Source organism: Fonticella tunisiensis, assembly GCF_004364155.1.
In the GTDB taxonomy this organism is placed as follows: Bacteria; Bacillota; Clostridia; order Clostridiales; family Caloramatoraceae; genus Fonticella; species Fonticella tunisiensis.
The window spans coordinates 73945-97816 of record NZ_SOAZ01000006.1; the positions used below are offsets into that span (position 1 = coordinate 73945).

28 protein-coding genes are annotated in these 23872 nt (G+C 37.0%); 2 read left to right on the forward strand and 26 right to left on the reverse strand.

What is annotated here, in order from left to right; translation table 11 throughout:
• Positions 1-78: 78 nt before the first annotated feature.
• The gene (dusA, locus tag EDD71_RS05250) at positions 79-1128 is read right to left on the reverse strand and encodes a tRNA dihydrouridine(20/20a) synthase DusA (RefSeq protein ID WP_133627699.1); all 1050 of its coding nucleotides are present in this window, start codon (positions 1126-1128) and stop codon (positions 79-81) included.
• A gap of 196 nt (positions 1129-1324) precedes the next feature.
• Here dusA and EDD71_RS05255 point away from each other — a divergent pair, with 196 nt between their 5' ends.
• Together EDD71_RS05255 and EDD71_RS05260 are read left to right on the forward strand one after the other, a co-directional pair.
• Entirely contained in the window at positions 1325-1564 is a 240-nt protein-coding gene (locus EDD71_RS05255; RefSeq protein ID WP_133627700.1) for a YkoF family thiamine/hydroxymethylpyrimidine-binding protein, read from the forward strand.
• A gap of 297 nt (positions 1565-1861) precedes the next feature.
• Positions 1862-2710 carry a DegV family protein gene (locus tag EDD71_RS05260; RefSeq protein WP_133627701.1) on the forward strand — a complete coding sequence of 283 codons (849 nt, stop codon included), beginning with the start codon at positions 1862-1864 and terminating at the stop codon, positions 2708-2710.
• 36 nt (positions 2711-2746) lie between these two features.
• On the opposite strand, the gene EDD71_RS05265 is transcribed toward EDD71_RS05260, so the two are convergent.
• From EDD71_RS05265 to rpmF, 25 genes are all read right to left on the reverse strand, one after another.
• Positions 2747-3484 (reverse strand): MBL fold metallo-hydrolase, encoded by a 738-nt coding sequence (locus EDD71_RS05265; RefSeq protein ID WP_133627702.1) that lies wholly within the window; start codon positions 3482-3484, stop codon positions 2747-2749.
• 35 nt (positions 3485-3519) lie between these two features.
• On the reverse strand, positions 3520-3882 hold the full coding sequence (locus EDD71_RS05270; RefSeq protein ID WP_133627703.1) for a YraN family protein: 363 nt from the start codon (positions 3880-3882) through the stop codon (positions 3520-3522).
• 20 nt (positions 3883-3902) lie between these two features.
• Complete coding sequence (locus EDD71_RS05275) at positions 3903-4670, reverse strand: ribonuclease HII (protein WP_133627704.1); 768 nt, start codon at positions 4668-4670, stop codon at positions 3903-3905.
• Positions 4671-4680: 10 nt separating this feature from the next.
• Positions 4681-5547 carry a ribosome biogenesis GTPase YlqF gene (ylqF, locus tag EDD71_RS05280; protein ID WP_479724193.1) on the reverse strand — a complete coding sequence of 289 codons (867 nt, stop codon included), beginning with the start codon at positions 5545-5547 and terminating at the stop codon, positions 4681-4683.
• A gap of 198 nt (positions 5548-5745) precedes the next feature.
• Positions 5746-6093 (reverse strand): 50S ribosomal protein L19, encoded by a 348-nt coding sequence (gene rplS, locus EDD71_RS05285; protein ID WP_133627705.1) that lies wholly within the window; start codon positions 6091-6093, stop codon positions 5746-5748.
• A gap of 94 nt (positions 6094-6187) precedes the next feature.
• Positions 6188-6928 carry a tRNA (guanosine(37)-N1)-methyltransferase TrmD gene (trmD, locus tag EDD71_RS05290; protein WP_133627706.1) on the reverse strand — a complete coding sequence of 247 codons (741 nt, stop codon included), beginning with the start codon at positions 6926-6928 and terminating at the stop codon, positions 6188-6190.
• Positions 6925-7431: a ribosome maturation factor RimM gene (gene rimM, locus EDD71_RS05295; protein WP_133627707.1), complete on the reverse strand. Its 507-nt coding sequence runs from the start codon at positions 7429-7431 to the stop codon at positions 6925-6927. The genes trmD and rimM overlap by 4 nt, the downstream gene beginning before the upstream one ends.
• Before the next feature lie 66 nt (positions 7432-7497).
• Entirely contained in the window at positions 7498-7725 is a 228-nt protein-coding gene (locus EDD71_RS05300) for a KH domain-containing protein (RefSeq protein ID WP_133627708.1), read from the reverse strand.
• 14 nt (positions 7726-7739) lie between these two features.
• Positions 7740-7985, reverse strand: a complete 246-nt coding sequence (gene rpsP, locus EDD71_RS05305) for a 30S ribosomal protein S16 (RefSeq protein ID WP_133627709.1) — start codon at positions 7983-7985, stop codon at positions 7740-7742.
• Between the two features lie 32 nt (positions 7986-8017).
• Positions 8018-9358, reverse strand: a complete 1341-nt coding sequence (gene ffh, locus EDD71_RS05310; RefSeq protein WP_133627710.1) for a signal recognition particle protein — start codon at positions 9356-9358, stop codon at positions 8018-8020.
• 14 nt (positions 9359-9372) lie between these two features.
• Positions 9373-9708: a YlxM family DNA-binding protein gene (ylxM, locus tag EDD71_RS05315; protein ID WP_133627711.1), complete on the reverse strand. Its 336-nt coding sequence runs from the start codon at positions 9706-9708 to the stop codon at positions 9373-9375.
• 81 nt (positions 9709-9789) lie between these two features.
• A complete protein-coding gene (ftsY, locus tag EDD71_RS05320) occupies positions 9790-10695 on the reverse strand; it encodes a signal recognition particle-docking protein FtsY (protein WP_133627712.1) in 906 nt (301 codons plus the stop codon).
• Positions 10695-14246 (reverse strand): chromosome segregation protein SMC, encoded by a 3552-nt coding sequence (gene smc / locus EDD71_RS05325; RefSeq protein WP_166636351.1) that lies wholly within the window; start codon positions 14244-14246, stop codon positions 10695-10697. The genes ftsY and smc overlap by 1 nt, the downstream gene beginning before the upstream one ends.
• A gap of 174 nt (positions 14247-14420) precedes the next feature.
• Positions 14421-14681: a stage V sporulation protein S gene (locus EDD71_RS05330; RefSeq protein ID WP_133627714.1), complete on the reverse strand. Its 261-nt coding sequence runs from the start codon at positions 14679-14681 to the stop codon at positions 14421-14423.
• Between the two features lie 84 nt (positions 14682-14765).
• Entirely contained in the window at positions 14766-15836 is a 1071-nt protein-coding gene (locus EDD71_RS05335) for an elongator complex protein 3 (RefSeq protein ID WP_133627715.1), read from the reverse strand.
• Complete coding sequence (gene rnc / locus EDD71_RS05340; protein ID WP_133627716.1) at positions 15829-16545, reverse strand: ribonuclease III; 717 nt, start codon at positions 16543-16545, stop codon at positions 15829-15831. Before rnc ends, EDD71_RS05335 begins: the two co-directional genes overlap by 8 nt.
• Before the next feature lie 155 nt (positions 16546-16700).
• Entirely contained in the window at positions 16701-17939 is a 1239-nt protein-coding gene (gene fabF, locus EDD71_RS05345; RefSeq protein WP_133627717.1) for a beta-ketoacyl-ACP synthase II, read from the reverse strand.
• A gap of 85 nt (positions 17940-18024) precedes the next feature.
• Positions 18025-18258, reverse strand: a complete 234-nt coding sequence (gene acpP, locus EDD71_RS05350) for an acyl carrier protein (RefSeq protein ID WP_133627718.1) — start codon at positions 18256-18258, stop codon at positions 18025-18027.
• 38 nt (positions 18259-18296) lie between these two features.
• Positions 18297-19040 carry a 3-oxoacyl-[acyl-carrier-protein] reductase gene (gene fabG, locus EDD71_RS05355; protein ID WP_133627719.1) on the reverse strand — a complete coding sequence of 248 codons (744 nt, stop codon included), beginning with the start codon at positions 19038-19040 and terminating at the stop codon, positions 18297-18299.
• 12 nt (positions 19041-19052) lie between these two features.
• Positions 19053-19991: an ACP S-malonyltransferase gene (fabD, locus tag EDD71_RS05360; RefSeq protein WP_133627720.1), complete on the reverse strand. Its 939-nt coding sequence runs from the start codon at positions 19989-19991 to the stop codon at positions 19053-19055.
• A gap of 5 nt (positions 19992-19996) precedes the next feature.
• The gene (fabK, locus tag EDD71_RS05365) at positions 19997-20932 is read right to left on the reverse strand and encodes an enoyl-[acyl-carrier-protein] reductase FabK (RefSeq protein ID WP_133627721.1); all 936 of its coding nucleotides are present in this window, start codon (positions 20930-20932) and stop codon (positions 19997-19999) included.
• A gap of 7 nt (positions 20933-20939) precedes the next feature.
• Positions 20940-21926, reverse strand: coding sequence for a beta-ketoacyl-ACP synthase III (locus EDD71_RS05370; RefSeq protein ID WP_133627722.1), 987 nt, complete (start codon positions 21924-21926; stop codon positions 20940-20942).
• An 11-nt stretch (positions 21927-21937) separates the two neighbouring features.
• A complete protein-coding gene (gene plsX, locus EDD71_RS05375; protein ID WP_133627723.1) occupies positions 21938-22942 on the reverse strand; it encodes a phosphate acyltransferase PlsX in 1005 nt (334 codons plus the stop codon).
• Complete coding sequence (fapR, locus tag EDD71_RS05380; protein ID WP_133627724.1) at positions 22939-23517, reverse strand: transcription factor FapR; 579 nt, start codon at positions 23515-23517, stop codon at positions 22939-22941. Before fapR ends, plsX begins: the two co-directional genes overlap by 4 nt.
• A gap of 176 nt (positions 23518-23693) precedes the next feature.
• Complete coding sequence (rpmF, locus tag EDD71_RS05385) at positions 23694-23870, reverse strand: 50S ribosomal protein L32 (RefSeq protein ID WP_133627725.1); 177 nt, start codon at positions 23868-23870, stop codon at positions 23694-23696.
• Positions 23871-23872: the final 2 nt, after the last annotated feature.

Below are 23872 nucleotides of genomic sequence, written 5' to 3' on the forward strand. Positions count from 1 at the left end.
ATTTAAACGAAACCAATATCCTTATTCTGAATGGTGAATGAAAAAGTAAAAACTATTACAGCAGGTTAATTTAATTTTTCAAGCTAACACAGCCTCATCGAGAACATCCTGAGGTAAAGAATCAAGTGCCTTAAAAAGTATATCCTTTCCACTATATCCTTCAGGCCATGGAGGTGTTATAAGCTGTTTCCATGTTTTACTGCCCTTTTTATTGAAAAAAAGACCAAGGGTATGCACTAAAGCAGCGTATCCTTTTACTCCTTCCTTTTCTATTTTCTCGATGTATGGAATTAAACCTTCAATGACCTGCCTCCTTGTTATATTATTTACTTTCCCATCATTGAAGAATTTATCTACCTCCGCCAGCATAAAAGGATTATCATATGCTGCACGTCCAATCATTACTCCGTCTACATACCTTAAATGCCCTTCAATATCGCCAATAGTTTTTATTCCTCCGTTTATTACGATGTTTAAATGGGGTAACTCCCTTTTTAACTTATATACATCTTTATATCGCAGAGGTGGAACTTCCCTGTTTTCCTTTGGGCTCAGACCTTCCAAAACAGCAATTCTGGCGTGTATTATAAAACGTTCTGCGCCTGCCTGTTCAACTGTTTTTACAAAACTCATCATATCTTCGTATTTATCCAAAAGAGTTCTCTCAAAATAGTCCGGAAGCACATTTTTCCCTTCTATGCCGATTCTGTGTTTTATTGTTACTGGTTTTTTTGTTGCTCTTTTCATAGCAGCAATCATCTCAGCTACCTTCTCAGGATATGCCATCAATACTGCACCCATTTCATTTCCAGAAACTCTATCGGATGGACATCCTGCATTAAGGTTTATTTCATCATAATCCCAATCCTCGGCTATTTTCACAGCTTCATATACTTCCCTTGGATCACATCCTGCAATTTGAAGGGCCACAGGCTTTTCAAATTGATCGAAGTCTAGAATTTTATGCCTGTCTCCATTTATTATGGCACTAGTAGTAATCATTTCCGTATACAAAAGCGATCTTCTTGTAATTAGGCGGCAAAAATATCTAAAGTGTCTGTCAGTCCTATCAACCATTGGTGCAATGCTCACCTTTGGACACTGATCCTTTAAAGCACTTTTTTCCATTATACCTTCCTCCGTACATTTTCTAGATACTTTTCTAAATAAATTATTTTTGTATTTTAAAAACAATTTATTTGATTACAATTTATCTGTAAAGTATTATTCCTCAAAAACATGTAAAAGATATATATGATATATTGTTCATTTTGTATAAAGTTATTTTCATATTTGCAGGGACATCACAAGGAGGTGAACAGACATGATAAAAGCAGAAGTTGCCGTATACCCATTGAAAACAAACAGTGCATCAGGAGTCATTAATAATTCTATAGACAGCTTAAACAATCACAATATTAATTACAGGGTTGGCTCAACGCACACAGAAATAACCGGCTCTACTGACGATGTGTTTAACAGCCTTCAAACCATGTTTAGCGAAGCTGAGAGAATAGGAGGAGAGATAAACATGGTTGTTACCATTTCAAATGCCAGTGAATAATATGTTTATAAGTGCCCACGCTATGCATTTTTTGCTCATATTTAAGTTTTATATAATCATTTTAAAAGATGTGAGGTAAAATATTCAAATCTTTACCTCATTTTTTAAATGATCAAGTAGTCAGTTAAACCTGCCATGAAAAAATTCCATTGCTCATCTGCTGATAATTTACACACTTTATTTACAATTGTGGGCTGTTATTCCTATTACAATATGCTTATAATATAATTGAGAAATTTTATATATTATTATATACACTTATAGACTTTTCAGTTTAATTGTTTGGGGGGCATTATTATGGGCAAAGTGAAAATATTTACTGACAGCACAAATGATCTCACCCCGGAAATCATAAGTAAATATGATGTTTCGGTATTACCTCTTTATGTTAATTTTGATGATGGGACATATCGAGATGGAATTGATATGACCCCTGAGATGCTCTATAAAAAGGTTGAAGAAACTGGTAAGCTACCTAAAACCGCCTCTGCATCGCCTGCTGATTTTTACAATGCCTTTAAACCATACATCGATGCTGGACAGGATATAATATACATAGGCATTTCATCAGCGTTATCGTCAACGATTCAAAATGCTCGGATAGCTGCAACGGAATTTCCTGAGGGAAGAATCGAAATAGTAGATTCAATGAATCTATCAACAGGTATAGGGCTTCTGGTTTTAAAGGCTGCAGACTATGCAGCAGAGGGCCTAGGCGTTAAAGAAGTTGCCGAAAGAGTTAGAGAGAAGGTTCCTAAAGTTAGAACTGCCTTTGTAATTGATACCCTGGACTACCTGTATAAGGGTGGTAGATGCAGCGCTCTTCAAAATTTCATGAGTGGAATATTTAAAATAAAACCTATTGTAAAGGTTGTAGATGGCAGGATGATTCTAGGACAAAAAGCAAGGGGTAAAAGGGAGCATGCGTTAAATACTATGCTAAATAACGTCCTGGCAGCAAAGGATAATATCGATCCAGACAGGATAATAATAACCCACGCCATGGGAGAGAATGATGCTGAATACTTGAAAAAGGAGATTGCAAAGAACATAAATGCCAGAGAAATAATTATAACAAAGGCAGGCTGTGTTATTTTCAGCCACTGCGGCCCCAATACCGTTGGAATAATTTATATTGAAAAATAATGCTATAAAAGGTAGTAAACGCAAGTTTACTACCTTTTATTCCGACACCCATGTCCATCCAGGAAGCGCCAGCTCTATCGGTCCATCGTATACACTTCCTGCTTCCCTGACGAGATTTAGAGGATTTCCCTGGTGAGGAAGGTGCGTAAGCAGAAGTTTCTTAACATTTCCATCTCTAGCAACCCTGCCCGCATCGATGCTGTTCATATGTCCCGCCTTTGAACCATCCTGATTAGCATAAAAATTACATTCGCATATCAATAAATCTACGTTCTTTGAAAAGGTAGACAATCCTTCAAAGTAACTTGTGTCGCCTGTATATACCACACTTTTATTTCCACTTTCAATTCTCATTGCAAAACAGGATACTGGATGAATCGTTCTGCAAAAGGATATTGTAAAGGGTCCTAAATTCAACCTGTCGTGTTCGTCATATGAAACTCCATATGTATAGGGAACCATGGTAAGCATTCTAAAGCTGTTAACATCATGGTGATGTCCATATATATTAAGAGAATGGTTCATTTCATTTAATATAGTTTTAATTTGTACTGCGTATTGAAGGGGACCTATATCTGCAATATGATCAAAATGATAGTGGGATATCACCACAGAATTTAACTGCTCAATTTTTATATGCTGTTGAATCCCAGATAAAACAGCGCTTCCACAGTCAATCAGCAGGTTATAGCCTTTATCCTGAAACAAATAACCTGATGTTGCTCCCCCTGCTTCGGGAAAACCTCCCCAATTTCCAATTACCGTAACCTTCATTAACTTTCCCCTCCTCGTATAGATTGAAAAATATCTCAATCAAATGCATTTTTTATAATTGCTACCGATTTTTCTCTGTCCGTTTCACCGAGCAATACTTCGACCACATCAAACCTGATCATAGAATCCCAGAGATTCTTATTAGCAATATATAAAGTCGCAAGGTTTTTAAGCCTGTTCTGTTTAAAACTATCAACTGCTTCCCTTGGATATCCGAACTTAGAGCCTTTCCTTGACTTTACTTCTATAAAAACTATATACCTGCCATCTTTGGCTATTATATCTATTTCCCCAAATTTTGTTCTATAATTTTTATCAAGTATTTTATATCCATTGCGTATTAAATATTTTCTCGCAATATCCTCTCCGATACTGCCAATTTTTTTATTATACGGCATAATAAAATCCCCTTATACATTTATACAATATTCTTAACAAATGTTTTTCTGTGAACATCCGATATTCCGTGTCTACGAATTGCGTCAATATGTTCAGGAGTACCATAACCTTTGTTCTTTTCAAAATAGTAATTTGGGTATTTCTGTGAAATTTCATTCATAAAATTATCCCTTTCAACCTTTGCTATTATGGAAGCTGCACCAATGGATATTGAAATGTCATCTCCCTTTATAATGGATGTTTGTGGAATGTCTAACCCCTCCAGTCTCAAGGCATCAATTAAAATATGTTCTGGCCTTATCCTAAGCCCCTCTATAGCTCTAATCATCGCCAATTTCGTAGCATTTAATATATTAAACCTGTCAATCTCCTCTACTGAAGCATATGCAACTGAATATGCAAGACAGCTTTCCCTTATTTTTTTTGAAATTTCGCTTCTCTGATTCATAGACAGCTTTTTAGAATCCTTTATTTCAATTATATCCACTTCAGGATTTAATATAACAGCAGCTGCATAAACCGGCCCTGCCAGAGGTCCTCTTCCAACCTCATCAACGCCGGCAATGTAAGTTACTCCTTCTTTTAAAAGCCTATCCTCATACATTTTTCTCCTGCGATATTCCTCAAGCCTTTTGTTGATCATTTTAAATTTGTTTTCAAATTTTAAAACAAGATTATGTACGCCTCTTCTCTCATCCTTTATAAGCTCTTCCTTAAGCCCTATGAATTCCTGATAAGTAGAATTGCTGAGTATATGCTCAATCTCCCGTATACTGTACTGTTTCATATAATCCCCCTTATATTTGCGGCTTCTCAAGGCTTAACCTGCCAAGTCTGCCGCTTCTAAAATCATCCAATAGAAGGTTTGCAGCCCTTACTGTATTAACTTCGCCGCCTGATACTATGCATCCCCTCTTTCTTCCAATATTTTTCAATACTTCAAAGGCATCGGTATTTAAATCAATCTTATATCTGTCTTTTAATGCTTCTGGCTTTAAACTTACAAGCTCCTCAATAAGTTTCACAGCAAGCTCCTCAGGGTCCAGTATCTCATCCTTTATGGCCCTTATAAAGGCTAAGTGAAGAGCTACTTTTTCATCGTCAAATTTGGGCCAGAGAATACCCGGAGTATCTAAAAGCTCAAAATCTTTATTAACTTTTATCCACTGTTTACTTCTGGTTACACCCGGTTTATCTCCTGTTTTTGCGCTTGATTTTGAGGATATTTTATTTATAAAGGTTGATTTTCCAACATTTGGTATGCCCAGTACAAGTGCTCTGACTGGCCTTCCAACGATTCCTTTTTCAACCCTCTTTTCAAAATGTTCTTTTACGCTTTCTTTAACTAGCGTATACACCCTGTTTATATTCCTTCCTGTTATAGAATCAACATCAAGAGCGCTAATTCCCATATCTTTATAACGTTTAATCCATTCTTTAGTTATATTTTCGTCCGCCATTTCGCATTTATTTAGAAGCACCACTCTCTGCTTATTTCCTATTAACTCATCTATGTCAGGATTTTTGCTGCTATCAGGAATTCTGGCGTCAAAAAGCTCTATTACCACATCTATCAGCTTCAAACTGTCAATTATCTGCCTCTTAGTTTTTACCATATGCCCTGGATACCACTGTATACTCATATTCCTCACCCGGTTAAGCATAAATCTATTTTTATGCAGAATAGTTTTCGCTGCCGGGATCTTCCCTCCTTTATTCGATGTCATAACTGTTTTGACTAATATTATTTTATCCATTTAGAGTCTTTGTATCAAATTTATTGAAAAGGGCGGGTTGTTCCCCCATGTTCAATGGAGTAAGTTAAAGAAAATTAAAAGGGACTGAATAGCAGTCCCTTTTAATCAGTCTATTATTTCCTTTACTCTTGAAGCAGCCTTTCCTACTTTCTTTCTTAGGTAGTAGAGCTTTGCTCTTCTTACCTTACCCTTTCTTATAACTTCAATCTTTTCTATTCTTGGTGAGTGTACAGGAAATGTCCTTTCAACACCAACACCATAGGAAATCCTCCTTACAGTGAAGGTTTCTCTCACTCCACCATTTTGTCTTTTAATCACAAGACCTTCAAATACCTGAATCCTTTCCCTAGTACCTTCCTTAACCTTTACGTGAACCCTTACAGTATCACCAACGTTAAATGAAGGCAGGTCCTTTTTTAACTGTTCATTCTCAATTGCTCTTATGATATCCATGTTCTTTCTCCCCTTCTTCCTAGACGTTCATGCATAAAAATGTAGCGGAACGCCCGTAATAACATTGTAATTATAGCATGAATTTATATTTTAATCAACTATTATCTGAACATTCCTTTTTGATTCGTTCAAGCATCTTAATATCATCAGGACTTAAATCAGCTTTCTCAATTAAATCTCTGCGCCTTTCATAGGTTATTTTAAGGGATTGATACCTTCTCCACTCCAGTATTTTACTGTGGTTTCCTGAAAGAAGAACATCAGGTACCTTCATGCCCCTGAATACCTCTGGCCTTGTATATTGTGGATATTCAAGGAGACCTTCGTAAAAGGATTCATTCTCGAAACTTTCCTGAGTAGAAAGAACCCCTGGTACCATTCTGGAGACAGAATCTACAATTGCCATTGCAGCTATTTCTCCTCCAGTCAGTACATAATCTCCTATGGATATTTCTAAATCCACAAGAGGCATTATTCTCTCGTCGATACCTTCATAATGTCCGCAAATTAACATAATATGTTTTATGTTGCTTAGTTCTCTGCATAAGTCCTGATTGTACTTTTTGCCCTTTGGCGACATGAGTATGGTATAAGGCTTATACCCATATATTTCTTTAATGCTTTCAACAGCATTATATATGGGTTCAGCCTGCATAACCATTCCAGCACCGCCTCCATAGGGATAGTCATCAACCTTTTTATGTTTGTTAGTAGTATAGTCTCTTATATCATGAACGTTCAATTCCACAATTCCTTTTTCCCTGGCGCGTTTAATTATACTGTGGTTAAAAACATCAAACATTTCAGGAAACAGGGTTAAAATATCAAATTTCATATCAATCCCTCTAGTAAGTTAATTATCATCCTGCCATTGTCTATATCAACCAATTTAACAACATCCTTTATGGCAGGTATTAGAATTGTTTTACCATGTTGACTTTTTATTTCATACACATCATTGCTTCCTGTAGAAAAAACAGAGGTTATGCTACCAAGCTCCTCTCCCTCTGTTGTCTCTACTTTTAACCCGATAAGGTCAGCAATGAAATAGCTGTCATCGGGAAGCTTAACGGCATTTTCCCTATCTACATAAATATATATGTTTTTATATTTTTCAGCATCGCTCATACTTTCTATTCCAGATAGCTTTAAAATGACGAAGTTTTTGAAAAATTTGGCACCTTCAATGTCAACCTTTTTATATTCCTCTCCATTTCTTATAAAGACATATTTTAGCTTTTTAAACCTTTTAATATCATCGGTTAGTGGGTAAACCTTTACCTCTCCCCTGATTCCATGGGTATTGATTATCTGCCCTACCTTTAAATATTGAAGCATACACATCACCTTAATCGTTTAAAAAGAGTTAGAAAACCTAACTCTTTTATAATAACACTAATATTATTATATTATCTCAACAACCACCCTTTTATTCTGCTTGGTAGCTGCTGCTTTAACAACGGTTCTAATAGCCTTGGCTATACGCCCCTGCTTTCCAATAACCTTACCCATATCCTCAGGAGCAACCTTTAACTCAATTATTATCGATTGTTCTCCTGCAATCTCCTTTACCTGAACTGCATCAGGATTATCCACCAGTGCCTTTGCAATGACTTCAATAAGGTCACGCACGCTAATGTACCTCCTTATTCAATGATACCTGCCTTCTTTAAGAGGCTTCTTACAGTATCTGAAGGCTGCGCACCATTTGATATCCACTTCTTTGCCTTTTCAGCATCTATCTTTACATCAACTGGTTCAGTAGTTGGGTTGTAGTATCCTATTTCTTCGATGAATTTTCCATCTCTAGGTGCTCTTGAATCAGCCACTACTATTCTGTAGAAAGGATTCTTCTTAGCTCCCATTCTTCTTAATCTTATCTTTACTGCCATGTTTTCACCTCCTTACACTGCTCTTTTGTAATCTATTTAAAGAAAGGAAATTTGAATTTTCCTTTTTTCATACCTTTTTGCATTCCTGCAAATTGCTTCATCATCTTTCTTGCCTGTTCAAATCCGGAAAGAAGCTTATTAACCTCCTGTATGCTTGTTCCGGATCCCCTGGCAATTCGCTTTTTTCTGCTTGCATTGATAATTGATGGGTTCTGCCTTTCCTGCTTTGTCATGGACTTTATAATAGCTTCCGTATGAGCCATTTCCTTCTCATCAATATCCAAGTCCCCGAGTTTACTTGCATCAAATCCAGGAATCATTTTAAGAAGATCCTTCAAAGGCCCCATCTTTTTCATCTGCTGCATCTGTTCAAGAAAGTCATCAAGTGTGTATTCCTGCTGCATTATTTTTCGCTGCAAATCAAGGGCCTTCTTTTCGTCTATACTCTCTTGAGCTTTCTCTATAAGGCTTAAAATATCTCCCATCCCAAGTATTCTTGAAGCCATTCTATCAGGATAAAAAATCTCTAAATCTGATAGCTTCTCTCCTGTACCAACGAACTTAATGGGTTTGCCGGTAACAGCATTTACGGATATGGCAGCACCGCCCCTTGTATCTCCATCAAGCTTTGTTAAGATAACTCCAGTAATATCAAGGTTACCGTTAAAATGTTCTGCAACGTTTACAGCATCCTGACCAGTCATAGCATCGACAACAAGAAGTATTTCATTGGGATTTACAGCCTCTTTAATGTTTTTAAGCTCATTCATAAGCTCCTCATCTATATGAAGCCTTCCGGCTGTATCTATTATTACATAATCATTTCCATTTCTTTTGCCATTTTCTATGCCGGCCCTGGCAATGTCCACGGGATTTGTTTTATCACCCAGCGAAAAAACAGGGACGTCAATCTGTGCTCCCAATACCTGAAGCTGTTTAATGGCTGCCGGTCTGTAGATATCGCATGCTACAAGGAGAGGCCTTTTATTGTGTTTTTTAAGATGAAGAGCAAGCTTTCCTGCCATAGTAGTTTTACCGGCACCTTGAAGCCCAACGAACATTATAATTGTAGGAGGTACCTTTGAAACGATTAGCTTGCTCTCGCTCTTTCCAAGCAGAGCTATAAGTTCCTCGTTTACTATCTTTATGACATGCTGACCAGGAGTCAGACTCTCCATAACCTCCTGACCTACAGCCCTGGCACTTACAGAGTTAATAAAATCCTTTACTACTTTATAGTTAACATCAGCTTCAAGCAAGGCAAGCTTAACTTCCCTCATTGCATCCTTAACATCTTTTTCAGACAATTTGCCTTTTCCCTTTAATTTTCTAAAGGTTTCTTGAAGCTTTGAAGTTAAACCTTCAAAAGCCATATATAAACCTCCCATTACATTTCAATAAGATCGTCTATTAATCTAAGAACCATTTTTATATCCTCATTCGCAGCTTCCCTGGACAGAATTTTTTTTATCCTTTCGAGCTTTTCCTTTTGAAGGAGGAACCTCTGCACCAGTCCAAGTTTTTCCTCATATTCTGCAAGTATTTTTTCACTTCGTCTTACAATGTCGTGGACAGCCTGCCTTGAGATATTGAGCTCCTCAGATATCTCACTTAGGGACATATCCTCTTCATAATGATAAGACATTATAAGCCTTTGTTTATCAGTTAAAAGATTACCGTAAAAATCAAGAAGCAGTGCCGTTTTACTCCATTTATCAAACATATTAACACATCCTTAATAGATAATAGCAAAAAGGATATGTGCTGTCAAGTATTTTTACTTAACAACTGAATATTTGTTTTATTAAAATAACGCATCAACAAATGCCTTTGGATCAAACTCCTGAAGGTCTTCCATTCCCTCTCCAACGCCTATCATTTTTACAGGAATGCTCAGCTCATCGTTTATTGCAACAACAACTCCACCTTTAGCTGTACCATCCAGTTTAGTTAATATAATGCCATTAACACTTGCAACACCTATAAATTGCTTGGCCTGAATCAGGGCATTTTGTCCAGTGGTAGCATCCAAAACAAGAAATGTTTGCTTATAAGCTTCTGGGTATTCTCTTTCAACAACTCTATTAATCTTTCTCAGCTCTTCCATAAGATTCTTTTTATTATGAAGCCTTCCTGCAGTGTCGCATATTAAAACATCGACATGTCTTGCTTTAGCTGATTGAATGGCGTCGTAAATAACTGCTGCGGGATCGGCCCCCTCTTTATGCTTGATTACATCTACACCTGCTCTATTTCCCCATACCTCAAGCTGATCGATAGCTGCTGCCCTGAAGGTATCTCCTGCGGCCAGCATAATCCTGTATCCTTTACCCTTTAAATAGTTAGCCATTTTTCCAATGGAAGTTGTTTTTCCGACTCCATTTACACCTACTATCATATAAACCGCAGGCGTACTTTCAGGAAGGACGTTTTGAGCATTACCTCCCATTATTTCTGATAGTATATCCTTTAGATGTTCCTTAACCTGTCCCGCATCAGAAACCTTTTTCTCCTTAATTCTTTTCCTCAATAGATCAATTATTTTATTGGTTGTGTTTACACCAACGTCCGCCATAATGAGTATTTCCTCGAGTTCCTCATAAAGCTCATCATCTATTGTTTTTGTCAATGAAAGAAGCTGCTCAACCTTTTCGGTGATGTTGTTTCTCGTCTTAGTCAATCCTTCCTTAAGTTTATCGAACCATCCCATTAATTGTTACCTCCTTTTAATTTCAGCGATATTGTCTTGGAAACCCCTTTTTCTTCCATGGTTACACCATAAAGAGCATCGGCGGCAGCCATGGATCCCTTTCTATGGGTTATAATTATAAACTGGGTATTTGATGAATAGTTTTTCAAAAATTCAGCAAACCTGTTCACATTAGCATCATCAAGGGCAGCTTCTATTTCGTCAAGCACACAAAATGGAGTAGGTTTCATCTTTAGTATGGCAAAAATTAGCGCTATAGCCGCAAGTCCTCTTTCTCCACCTGAGAGCAGCGATAAACTCTGAAGTTTTTTACCAGGTGGTTGAACTATGATATCAATTCCTGAATTTAAAACATCATCATCCTCAAGCCTCAAATCTGCATAGCCGCCTCCAAAAAGCTCTTTGAAGGTTTCGCTAAAGTTCTGCCTTATAATTTTAAATTTCTCTTCAAACTGATACTTCATTTTCCTTGTCATTTCATCGATTATATCCATAAGTGCCGTTTCAGCTTCATGAAGATCCTTTTCCTGTAACTTTAAAAACTCACACCTTTCAGTCACCCTTTTATATTCTTCAATCGAGTTAACATTAACATCACCAAGTGACTTAATATTGTTTTTTAACTCATTAACTCTTCTAGCTGCTTCGGCCGGATTTTTAATATCCTTCCTGTATTTTTCTGCCTGAGGTATTGAAAGCTCATATTCATCCCAAAGTTTGTTCGCCAGAACATCCATTTCAGATTCAGTTTTCGATTTAGACAGCTCAAGCCTGTGAATGGACGTTGTAATGTCCCTTAGAGTTTCCTGAATTGCTTCAAGTTCCTTTTCTTTTAGGTAAATTATACCTGTTAATTCTTTTTTGCCTATTTCAAGGTTTAACACCCTATCTTTGATTTCTACTATACTTTCTGCAGTTCTCTGTATATCAGACAAATTAATTTTTATTTCTTCTTCGACGTTTAATATTTTATTATTGAGTTCATCGATCTGCCCTTTCAAATTTAATATTTTATTATTAATGCTCCATACTTCTTTCTTCTGCACATCAACATTTTTTATGATAGCTTCATACGCTTTACTTTTTTCTGCGAACACTATCTTCTTTTCCGTCAACTTTGATGAAATATGATCTTTGTAGGCCTGAGCATTCCTGTATTCTATCTGAAGTTGTGATATCTCCTCTTCAACTATTTTCTGCCTCTTATCCAATCTTTCAAGGTTTAATTTATTCTCTTTAAGAAAGTCCTGATTTTTAATGAATTCTTTATCTATTTGTTCCATTTCTATTTGGATATCTTTAATACTTTCCTCACAGGACTCCTTTTCTCTAATGTACAACCTCATTTTGTTTTCTTCATCGTTAATCTTTATATTCAAATTCTGTATTTCTGCTTTAATAGCTTCAATATTATCCTTTGAAACATTTATTTGATAAGTATTATCATTAATCCTATGGTCAACTTTAATTATTTCGTCTTTTCCTTTATTTATTAGCTCCGTCAGCTCGCTTATTTCATTCTTTCTTGAAATAACTCCCGAGTTTTTAATGTTGCTACTTCCTCCTGTAAAGGATCCTCCTGAATTAATAACATCTCCGTCAAGGGTTACGATCCTAAAGTTATAATCGGTTACCCTTGCAAGGTGCTTCGCACTTTCAAGGTCATCACATATAAGAACTCTTCCAAGGAGGTTTGTCACAGCATTTTTAAACATATTGTCATATGAAATAATATCTGAAGCTATTCCTAAGAACCCCTTTATGCCGTATATATTTTCCTTCAAAGAAGCCTCTCTTCCCTTGATTGTGGTGAGGGGAAGAAACGTTGCCCTTCCAAGATGGTTATTTTTAAGATAGTTTATCATGTCACCTGCCGTATGTTCATTATCCACAACAATATTTTGTACGGATGCTCCGAGGGCTATTTCTATAGCAACTTCATACCCTCTGGGCACCTTAACCAAATCACTTATAGTTCCAAAAACCTTCTTACTATCTTTGAATTTGGATATTATTGCTTTTACCGCCCTATTAAAACCCTCCATATCCTTTTCCATGTCTACAAGGGTTTTATATCTTGCCTCTAAGGTTTTCAATTCCTCAAATATTTTTCCCTTTGAATGGTTTAATTTTTTTAGTTCTTCTTCAAGACTTTTAAGCCTTTGAAGTTCATTTTGAAGTTTGTTTTTTTCCAGCAGAAGCTTTTCATCATAGTGCTTCTTTATGCTTGTTGTTTTATCTATTTCTATATTTAACATAATAAGTTTTTCATTTTTAGATTTAAGCTCCCTTTCCAGCTGGATTTTTCTGCTTTCCAGATTATTCATAATAATTGTTGATGAATTTATTTTATTGGTAGTTTCGGAAATCTCCTTAAGAATTTGAATAGCTTCTGATTTCCTATCCTCAATAAGTCTTTCATGCTGTATACACTTTTCATTAGCATCTGTATATTCCTTATTTATTTCTTCAATAACGCGCTCTATTGATTCTACTTCCCTTTCTATTGAAGCCCTTTCTTCCTCTGCTCTGTCTATTAACTCCTGTGCTCTCTTCAGCCTTTCCCTCTCATTGTTTATTTCATTTTTTATTCTTTCCTTCTCTTTAAAAAAGTTTTCATGCCTTTCATTTAATAACTTCAAATTACCCTGTTTGTTTTCATGGCTTTTCTCTATCTCCACTCTGAAATTGTTGGACTCTTCATATTCCTTTTCTAAATCCCCAAGCTCTTTCTTTATATTTTGAATAGATAATATAAGCTCATCTCTTTTCTTTTCATATGAAGCCTGCCCTTCAACTAGCTCTTCAATATTTGAAGAAAATTTAGTAAGCTTTTTGCTGGCTTCTTCATAATTGTTCAGTATAACGCTTATTTCCAGCTCCTTAAGTTCCTCTCTGAGAGCAAGATATTTTTTAGCAACCTGAGACTGATTATACAGGGGCTCAATTTGACCTTCAAGCTCCCTTATAATGTCAGAAATCCTTATAAGATTTTGTCTTGTATTTTCAAGCTTCCTTTCAGCTTCCTGCTTTCTCGTTTTATATTTAACTATACCTGCTGCTTCTTCAAACAGGTTCCTTCTATCCTCAGATCTTGTACTTAAAATCTCGTCAATTCTCCCCTGTCCAATAAGGGAATATCCATCCTTTCCTATACCTGTATCCATAAATATTTCAACGATATCCTTCAATCTGCAGGGAGTTCCATTTAAAAGATATTCGCTTTCTCCCGATCTATATAATCTCCTTGCTATAGTTATTTCCGAATAATCCAGAGGAATTGTATTACAGCTGTTATCTATAGTAAGAGCAACTTCGGCACACCCCAAGGCCTTTCTGCTTTCAGTTCCTGCAAATATAACATCTTCCATCTTTGCCCCTCTCAGGGTTTTAGCACTCTGTTCTCCAAGTACCCACCTTATACTATCTGATATATTACTCTTTCCGCTTCCATTGGGCCCGACTATAGCGGTTATGCCCTTTGTAAAATCCAGCTCAACTTTATCAGCAAAGGACTTAAATCCTTTAATCTCAAGTTTTTTAAGATACAATACAACCCCTCCTCCTACAGGCTGTAAACCTTTGAAAGATACTAAAAAAGGGCCTATCCAAGAGATAATTACCCTTAAACTTTTACACCATTTCATTTTAAGTTTTATTTATAGCAATGTCAACTTTTCCAATTGAGCTAAAAAATATAAGAGCCTGCTTTGCAGGCCCTTTAACTATCTGGGTTCTACTATAAATTTTATAGCCGTTCTTTCTTCTCCGTCTATCTGTACTTCTGAAAAGGCTGGAATAACTACCAAATCAATTCCATTAGGTGCAACAAAACCTCTTGTTATTGCTATTGCCTTAATCGCTTGATTTACAGCTCCGGCTCCAATAGCCTGAACCTCCGCAGCTGCCTTCTCTCTTAAAAGGGCAGCAAGAGCTCCTGCCACTGCTTTAGGTTGAGATTGTGCAGATACCTTCAGTATTTCCATCAATAATTCATCCTCCATTTCCATAGATAAATATGATAACGACTTCAGATATTAATATTCTATATATTGATGGAAATTCCTTCTTTATTCCTTAATTTTTAAAAATTGATATATTGACATATTTCTTCCTATTTTACCATCATTAAAGGATAATTGCATGTTTGTAACAATTGAATTTTGTCGTATTTTTATATTCTTTGTCGTATATTTGCTTATTTTTTTGTTAAAAAACCTTTTTCTCCCAGCGTATAATTTTGATATATCCAATGGGTTAATGTCTATTACGATTTTATCCGATTGGGCATAATATTTCTCTATCACATATTCCATCATGTCGTTTAACAGTGAAGATTCCACCAGTTCCCTGAAGGATGGATGAAAAGGACCTGCTACAACATCCCTTCCCGCTGCAATCTTCTCTGTGGCCTGAAGTCCCATTCTAATTATTGGTATATTTGCATTTGTAAATTCTTTATATAGAGCCTTGGATATTGCGATGGCTTCATCTAACTCTAAAGGTTTGTATGTGCCACTTCGATACATATATTCCATATAAGTGTCTTTAATAACAAGTGCAGGGTAAATTCTTACAAAATCAGGCTTCAATTTTATAATTTCCCGGGCAGTATATAAATCCTTTTCAAGGGTATCTCCCGGCAGTCCTGTCATCATTTGCAGCCCCAGCTTAAACCCATATTCCTTAATGAGTTTTGAGGCTTCAATAACATCTTCCGGGGAATGCCCCCTTTCCGCAATGTATAAAACTTCATTACTCATGGACTGTACGCCCAGTTCTATAACACCAACTCCATACCTTTTTAGGTTATCCAAAATAAACCCATTTATATAATCCGGCCTAGTTGATAGTCTTATATCATCTATTTTACCATCATCCAGTGCTCCCTTTGCAGCCTCAAGAAGTTCATTTTGATAGTCTATAGGTATTCCAGTAAAGCTGCCTCCAAAAAAGGATAGTTCTACATATGTTTTATCCCTGTCCATAGTACTGAGGTAAGAGTCAATTTTGCTTTTTACATCATATGCACTTATATCTCTCTCCTCCTGAGCTATTTTCCTCTGATTACAGAAGATGCAATCATGAGGACATCCTTTATGGGAAACAAAAACAGGTATTATACAGTATCTTTTATTCACCTTCTTCTACCCCCAGCTTATTAAGGGCTTCCCTTGCAGCTCTCTGTTCTGCTTCCTTTTTACTCTTTCCTGTACCTTTGCCAAAACATTTGTTATCTAGATAAACATCTATATGAAAAGTCCTGTCATGGGCAGGTCCAGATTCACTTACCACTTTATATTCTATTGTTGATAGAAGATTTCTTTGAACGTACTCCTGAAGTTTGGATTTATAATCGTTGTAGTTATGATCCTTTACTATAACATCTATCTTATCAGTTAGATACTTCAACACAAAATTTCGAGCAGCTTCAAGGCCCTTATCAAGATAAATTGCAGCAATAATTGCTTCACAGGCATCCGCAAGTAGAGAATCTTTATCCCTTCCTCCTGACAGTTCCTCTCCCTTGCCAATTAATATATATTTATTAATTTCGAGTTTTCGCGCCACTTCTGCAAGAGAACCCTCACATACGACACCGGCCCTTATCCTTGAGAGCTTTCCCTCCTGTTTGTTCTTATACTTCCTGTATAAATACTCACTCACTATAACGCTAAGAACTGAATCTCCCAAAAATTCCAGCCTCTCATTATGGTCATTGTATTTAAGGTTATATTGATGGGCATATGAGCTGTGAGTTAGCGCCGTATTTAAAATATAAAGGTTTTCGAAATTTATTCCGAGCCTTTCTTGAAATTTCAATAACTGATTCTTTCTTTCAATATTCATGATACTCCTCCCGACACATTAAAGAAATAAAAGAACCTATTTCAATCAATTTAATAAAGCGACCTTGATCTTTTAAATGCTCTCTTATTTCTTTAATGAATACTCTATTTGAAATATTGGCATGCAGTTACTAAACTGCATGCCAATAGATTTACCTAAATATATTTTTTCATTACCACGACTGCATTATGTCCGCCAAATCCAAAGGAATTAGAAATTCCATATGTTATATCACAGGAAATCGCTTTATTTGGTACATAATTCAAATCGCAGTCTTCATCCTTTTCATTATAATTTATTGTTGGTGGCACAATTGCATTTTTTATTGACAGTGCCAATATTGCCCCCTCAATTCCTCCTGCAGCCCCCAGAAGATGTCCGGTCATAGATTTTGTTGAACTTATGAGAGTTTTATATGCTGCTTCTTTGAAAACTTTTTTTATAGCCAGGGTTTCGAATTTATCATTGTATTCTGTTGATGTACCATGAGCATTAATATAATCAACATCATCAGGGGTAATATCAGCATCTTTAAGGGCTGCCGCAATTGCAAGGGCTGCACCTTCTCCTTCCGGATCTGGCGAAGTCATATGATAAGCATCACAGCTTGCACCATAGCCTACGATCTCAGCATAAATCTTTGCTCTCCTTGAAAGAGCATGTTCAAGCTCTTCAAGTATCAATATTCCAGCCCCTTCCCCCATAACAAAACCATCCCTGTTCTTATCAAAGGGGCGAGATGCTTCCTGAGGGTTATCGTTGTTTGTTGATAGGGCCTTCATAGAGCTAAAGCCCGCCAGAGCAAGTGGAGTTATGGCAGCTTCAGTTCCGCCTGTAAACATCACATCAGCGTCACCCCTTTGAATAGCCTTATAAGCTTCGCCTATGGCATTTGTTCCTGACGCACAGGCTGTTACAACTGTTTCGTTAATTCCTCTTGCTCCAAATTTCATAGCCACCTGCCCAGCCGCCATATTCGCTATCATCATGGGGATAAAGAAGGGACTTACTCTTTTTGATCCTTTATCCTTATATACAGTCATCTGATCCTCAAAGGTTTCCAGTCCACCAACACCACAGCCTAATATAACACCAGCCCTGTCCCTATTTATTTTACCCCAATCCAGTCCTGAATCACTTGAAGCCTGAATTGCTGCTGACAGGGCATATTGGGTGTTCCTGTCCATTCGCCTGGCTTCCTTTTTATCTATATAATCCTCAGCGTTGAAGTTTTTAACTTCAGCTGCAATTTTAACCTGAAACTCATCGGTATTAAATCTTGTTATATAGCCTATTCCACTTACTCCATTAATGAGATTATTCCAGAATTCATTTATACTATTCCCAACCGGGGATATAATTCCAAGTCCAGTTATTACTACTCTTCTTTTCATATGATCAACCCTCCCATTTTGAGGGACAGGGAACAATGTTTGACGGATTCATATTTAAAAGCCCCGAATCACTTCGGGACTGAAATTACATATCAGCATGATCCTTTATATAGTCAACTACGTCTCCTACTGTTTGGATCTTTTCCGCCTCTTCATCCGGTATTTCAATATCAAATTCCTCTTCAAGGGCCATTATTAACTCAACGATATCAAGGGAATCAGCACCGAGATCATCAATAAATGAAGATTCCATAGTAATGTCATCAGGATCAACACCAAGTATATCTGAAATCCTTTCCTTAACCTTTTCGAACACCATACCGTTCACCTCCCTTCAATCAACTCAAGTATATAATATTACATAACCATTCCTCCGTCAACATTTATTACCTGTCCTGTTATATATTTTGAATCTTCAGAAGCTAAAAATATCACTGCTTTTGCAACATCTTCCGGCATACCCTGCCTTTTTAATGGTATCTTTGATATTATTTCATCCTTAATCCTGTCGCTTAAAACTTCTGTCATCCTGGTTTCAATATATCCAGGTGCTATAGCATTTACATTTATATTTCTTGATGCAAATTCCTTTGCTGCAGATTTTGTTAGAGCTATTACTCCAGCCTTTGAAGCAGCATAATTAGCCTGGCCAACATTTCCTGTAAGACCTATTATTGAAGCAATATTTATTATTTTTCCGCTTTTTTGCTTTATCATGTATTTTGAAACCGATTTTATCGTATTAAAAGTTCCTTTTAAATTGATATCAATTACCCTTTCAAAGTCCTCTAATTCCATTCTCAGTATAAGTGCATCCCTTGTGATGCCTGCATTATTTACAAGTATATCTATCCTTCCATATTTTTCTATTACATATTTCACCATGCTATCTACCTGGTTGGAATCTGAAACATCACATCTAAAGGCTTCAGCACTGCCCCCGTTGTCCTTAATCTCCCTGACAACATCTAAAGCTCCAGATTCATTTCCAGAGTAGTTTACAATAACAGATGCACCTTCCTCTGCAAGATTTAAAGCAACTGCCCTTCCGATACCCGAGGAAGCACCCGTTACCAGGGCTACTTTGCCTTCAAATTTCATTTAAATCCTCCTTTACATTTTGATTTCCTGAATCAATTTGTTTAGAGACTTTATATCCTCAACGTTATATATTTTTTTACTTCTATCAATTTTTTTAACAAAGGAAGACAGGGTTTTCCCCGGGCCTACTTCTATAAAGGTATTAACTCCATCATCAATAAGCTTCCTTACATTATCCTCCCATCTTACAGATGATGAAATTTGATTTTTTAACTTATATACAGTATCTTTAGGACTATCATTATAAAATTCATTATCATAATTTGATACTATCTTAACTTCCGGCGCATTAATCTGTACTTTTTTTATTTCCTCTTCAAGCCTTTCCCCTGCTTCCTTTAACAGGCTTGAATGAAAAGGACCACTAACATTTAGCATTATTGTTTTCAATGCTCCCATTTCTTTAAGAGATGCTGCTGTTTTTTCTACCAGATCCTTTTCACCCGATATGACTATCTGGCCAGGACAATTATAATTGGCAACCTCAATAACTCCATATTTACTCATCTCCCTGCAGCATGACTCAATTTTTTCCCTTTCAATACCTATTATGGCAGCCATTGCTCCTTTGCCTGAAGGTACTGCCCTCTCCATAATTTCTCCTCTTTTTCTAATAAGCTGAAGCCCATCTTCAAAGTTGAAAACTCCTCCATATATTAAAGCTGAGTACTCACCCAGGCTGAGACCTGCTGCATATTGGGCCCTGATATTATGTTCCTTTAATACTTCTAAAATTGCCATTGAAGTTGTTACAATAGCAGGCTGAGTATTCTCTGTCTTACTTAACTCATCATCTGGTCCATAAAAGCATAGATCTTTTATATTTATATTAAGTATATCATTGGCTCCATCGAATATTTTCCTTGCACATTCATAGTTATCATATAGTTCCTTTCCCATTCCTGCATACTGTGCACCCTGTCCGGCAAACAAAAATGCTGTCTTTTCCATGATCATCATCCTCTTAACCTGCTTAAAGTAGTATTGTATTCATCTATTATATCTTCAATGATTTTTTTGCAAGGTTTTATATCTTTAATCATGCCTGCAATCTGGCCTGCCATAACCGAACCGTAATTTACATCTCCCTCTATTACAGCTCTTCTCAGTGCTCCAACTCCAATCTTTTCTATTTCTTCCTTCGAAGCTCCCTCGCCCTCAAGCCTTTCAAATTCTCTAGTAAGCTTATTTTTTAAGGAACGTACAGGATGGCCAGTTGTTCTACCGGTTACAACGGCATCTCTGTCTTTGGCATTTATCACTGCCATCTTATAGTTTTCATGTATTGCACATTCGTCTGAACAAATAAATCTTGTTCCAATTTGAACTCCTTCTGCCCCCAGAGCAAAAGCAGCAAGCATACCTCTTCCATCAGCTATACCTCCAGCGGCTATTACCGGAAGGTTAACAGCATCAACAACCTGGGGAACAAGAGCCATAGTAGTAAGTTCACCAATGTGACCTCCCGATTCTGTCCCTTCGGCGATAATACCATCTACACCCTCTTTTTCCATTCTTCTCGCCAGTGCTACTGAAGGAACAACTGGAAATACCTTCGTTCCTACTTCTTTTAAGAACTTAATGTATTTTCCCGGATTGCCGGCACCTGTAGTGATAACCGGAACCCTCTCTTCAATGATTACATTCATAACCTCATCTACATAGGGTGATAACAGCATCACGTTAACACCAAAGGGTTTATCAGTTAATTTCCTTACATTTTTTATCTGCTCTCTTACATATTCGCCATTGGCTGTTCCGGCAGCAATTATTCCAAGCCCACCCGCATTAGATACTGCTGCTGCAAGATGGTATGTTGCAACCCATGCCATCCCCCCCTGAAAAATAGGGTATTTAATATTTAGCATCTGGCATATTCTGGAATCCATAATGCACCTCCTAAATTAACCAGTTTATTAGCGCTGCTCCATATGTCAATCCAGCTCCAAAGCCAACAAGTACAATTTTATCACCCTTTTTAATTTTCTTTCTTTCATATTCTTCAAAAAGAGTTACAGGTATTGAAGCTGAGGACATATTCCCATATTTATCGATAGTTATTCCTACCTTGTCCATAGATATTCCAAGTCTCCTGGCAGCCGATTCTATAATTCTTATATTAGCCTGGTGCGGTACAAGATAATCAATATCATCTATTTTATGGCCGCTTTTATCGAGCAAGCCTATAATTGCCTCTGGCATGGCTTTAACAGCAAACTTGAATACCTCGGGCCCATCCATATAAATGTAATTAAGCTTTTTTTGTATACTTTCTATGGAAGGAGGTATTCTTGAACCACTTGAGGGCAGATATAGATATTTCCCTCCGGCTCCATCAGATTTAATATATTCCTCTATAATACCTTCTTCATCTGTTCTTGAAATAACTGCAGCTCCTGCGCCATCCCCAAAGAGTATGCAAGTATTTCTATCGGTAAAGTCAGTAATTTTAGATAACAAATCACAACCTATTACAAGGACGTTCCTGTATGAACCTGACTTAATAAACTGCTTCGCTACTGTTAAAGCATATATAAAACCTGTGCACGCAGCCTCAAGATCAAAGGCCGCAGCATTAACTGCACCAATATTATTTTGTACAATGGCAGCAGTTGAAGGAAACATCATATCAGGAGTTACAGTAGCCACTATAATCAAATCTATCTCCTCAGCTGAAACTCCCGCCATTTTCAGCGCCTTTACCGCAGCATCAGTTGCAAGATCTGAACTGGCAGTTTCAGGCCCTGCTATCCTTCTTTCCCTTATACCTGTTCTTGTCCTTATCCATTCATCACTGGTTTCTACCATCTTCTCAAGGTCGAAATTAGTTAAAATATTTTCAGGCATACTAATTCCCATACCCGTTATTCCAGCATTATATGTCATTGCTATCTCTCCTAACCATTGATTTCATTATATCCCTCTATCTCCTCCTTGATACTTTCAACAACACCTCCTCTCACGCACAGCACCGCCTGTTTTATAGCATTTTTAATTGCCTTGGCGTTTGAGCTGCCATGCGCCTTTATGACAGTGCCGTCTACTCCAAGAAGTATTGCACCTCCATGCTCTGTATAATCAAACTTCTTTTTGAATTTTCTAAATACAGGTTTTAATAGCAATCCGCCAATCTTAGTTCTCGCGGAAGACATTATCTCTTCTTTCAATATATCAAATATCGTCTGTGCAACACCTTCAAACACCTTCAGTATTACATTTCCTGTAAAGCCATCACATACAACCACATCTATATTTCCATCGGGTATTTCTCTGCCTTCTACATTACCCACAAAATTTAACCTGGACTCTTTGAGCATTTTAAAGCACTCTTTCGTAAACTCAGTACCCTTTTCTTCCTCAGAGCCAATATTTACAAGCCCTACCTTTGGATTAGCTTTACTCAGAACTTTTTTTGAATAAATGTTTCCCATTATTCCAAACTGCAGTATATTTTGTGTTTTACATTCGGCATTTGCGCCTGCATCCATCAACATAAAGGGTCCATTTTTTCCTGGAAGCACAGGGGCAAGGGCTGGTCTGTCGATACCCTTAATCCTGCCCACAATAAACAGTCCTCCTGCAAGTATAGCTCCAGTACTTCCGGCGGATATAAATGCGTCTCCCTTTCCTTCCTTAAGAAGCCTCATACCTACAACCATTGATGAATCCTTCTTTCTCCTTATTGCAAGAGTCGGAGATTCATTGTTTGATATAATTTCGGTTGTATGTATTATTTGAAATTTTGATTCATCAGCTTTTTCAGCTGTTAAAACCTTCAATATCCGTTCTCTATCTCCAACAAGTGTGATATCAATATCAAATTCATTTCTGGCCTGAATAGCTCCCTTTACAATTTCCTCAGGAGCATGATCCCCTCCCATGGCATCTATAACAATTCTCATTTTGTTTCCTCCTTCGACTCATCTATAGCAACAAGAATAAACTTGCCTCTGAAGACTTCCTGCTGATTTATGTATATAAAAACCCATACAAAAAACTTATTACCTCTGGTTCTTATAACTTCTCCCTTCGCCACAAGCCTTTCGCCTGAAAAAACAGGCCTTTTATACTTTATATTAGCTACACCTGTCAGCGCAGCCTTTGCATCGACTATAGCAAGAGCGAGAGTTTCTGCCATGGAATATATATACTGTCCTTTAACAACCTTTGTTTTCTCAAAAACCATGCTTTTATTCGTATCCAGTATAGAAATGGCATTTTTTCCTGGAACGATATCGATGAGCTCACCGACAAACTCTTTTCCTGCTATGGCTCTAACCTTTGTAAATTTGTTTTCTGCAACGCTTTTTATTCTCTCTCTGAGTTCAGGAATACCCAGTTCCATTCTATCGAGCCTTATTGTTTGAATGGATATATTAAACCTTTCTGCAAGTTCTTCGTCTGTTATAAACGGGTCTTCCTTAAGCAATTCCTGTAGCTTTGCCTGCCTCTCGCTTTTCTTCAACTTAGAATTCATAGGTCCCACTCCTTATATCTAATTTTATGACCTACTACTAATATTAAGTATATAGGACATTTTTGAATAAATCAACATTTTTTATCTATATTTTTATTTATGGCTTTTATTTTTATAAATGCTAATATATTTGCATAAAATAAAAAGAAAGTCTGCATGAGACTTTCTTACTTAAATTATTTTTCAACTACTGCTCTGTTTTTGTAATATCCACAGTTTCCACAAACTCTATGAGCAAGCTTCATCTCATGGCACTGTGGGCATTCAACCATTCCTGGCATTTCAAGTCTCCAGGTCTGTGCTCTTCTCTTATCCCTTCTTGCCCTTGAATGTCTTCTGGCTGGATTTCCCATTG

Coding starts and splice junctions, on each gene's coding strand:
- rimM (WP_133627707.1), bottom strand. CDS start 7,431: ATGCTTCAATATTTAAAGGTAGGGCAGATAATCAATACCCATGGAATC.
- plsX (WP_133627723.1), bottom strand. CDS start 22,942: ATGAGAATTGTTATAGATGCCATGGGAGGGGATCATGCTCCTGAGGAA.
- EDD71_RS05275 (WP_133627704.1), bottom strand. CDS start 4,670: ATGAAACAGTACAGTATACGGGAGATTGAGCATATACTCAGCAATTCT.
- EDD71_RS05370 (WP_133627722.1), bottom strand. CDS start 21,926: ATGACATATAATGCTGGAATAACGGGTATGGGAATTAGTATGCCTGAA.
- fabF (WP_133627717.1), bottom strand. CDS start 17,939: ATGAAAAGAAGAGTAGTAATAACTGGACTTGGAATTATATCCCCGGTT.
- EDD71_RS05260 (WP_133627701.1), top strand. CDS start 1,862: ATGGGCAAAGTGAAAATATTTACTGACAGCACAAATGATCTCACCCCG.
- ffh (WP_133627710.1), bottom strand. CDS start 9,358: ATGGCTTTTGAAGGTTTAACTTCAAAGCTTCAAGAAACCTTTAGAAAA.
- EDD71_RS05255 (WP_133627700.1), top strand. CDS start 1,325: ATGATAAAAGCAGAAGTTGCCGTATACCCATTGAAAACAAACAGTGCA.
- ylqF (WP_479724193.1), bottom strand. CDS start 5,547: ATGCTTAACCGGGTGAGGAATATGAGTATACAGTGGTATCCAGGGCAT.
- ylxM (WP_133627711.1), bottom strand. CDS start 9,708: ATGTTTGATAAATGGAGTAAAACGGCACTGCTTCTTGATTTTTACGGT.
- fabG (WP_133627719.1), bottom strand. CDS start 19,040: ATGAAATTTGAAGGCAAAGTAGCCCTGGTAACGGGTGCTTCCTCGGGT.
- EDD71_RS05270 (WP_133627703.1), bottom strand. CDS start 3,882: ATGCCGTATAATAAAAAAATTGGCAGTATCGGAGAGGATATTGCGAGA.
- ftsY (WP_133627712.1), bottom strand. CDS start 10,695: ATGGGATGGTTCGATAAACTTAAGGAAGGATTGACTAAGACGAGAAAC.
- fapR (WP_133627724.1), bottom strand. CDS start 23,517: ATGAATTCTAAGTTGAAGAAAAGCGAGAGGCAGGCAAAGCTACAGGAA.
- fabD (WP_133627720.1), bottom strand. CDS start 19,991: ATGGAAAAGACAGCATTTTTGTTTGCCGGACAGGGTGCACAGTATGCA.
- rpsP (WP_133627709.1), bottom strand. CDS start 7,985: ATGGCAGTAAAGATAAGATTAAGAAGAATGGGAGCTAAGAAGAATCCT.
- acpP (WP_133627718.1), bottom strand. CDS start 18,258: ATGGTGTTCGAAAAGGTTAAGGAAAGGATTTCAGATATACTTGGTGTT.
- rplS (WP_133627705.1), bottom strand. CDS start 6,093: ATGGATATCATAAGAGCAATTGAGAATGAACAGTTAAAAAAGGACCTG.
- dusA (WP_133627699.1), bottom strand. CDS start 1,128: ATGGAAAAAAGTGCTTTAAAGGATCAGTGTCCAAAGGTGAGCATTGCA.
- EDD71_RS05330 (WP_133627714.1), bottom strand. CDS start 14,681: ATGGAAATACTGAAGGTATCTGCACAATCTCAACCTAAAGCAGTGGCA.
- EDD71_RS05265 (WP_133627702.1), bottom strand. CDS start 3,484: ATGAAGGTTACGGTAATTGGAAATTGGGGAGGTTTTCCCGAAGCAGGG.
- rpmF (WP_133627725.1), bottom strand. CDS start 23,870: ATGGGAAATCCAGCCAGAAGACATTCAAGGGCAAGAAGGGATAAGAGA.
- trmD (WP_133627706.1), bottom strand. CDS start 6,928: ATGAAATTTGATATTTTAACCCTGTTTCCTGAAATGTTTGATGTTTTT.
- rnc (WP_133627716.1), bottom strand. CDS start 16,545: ATGAATATTGAAAGAAAGAATCAGTTATTGAAATTTCAAGAAAGGCTC.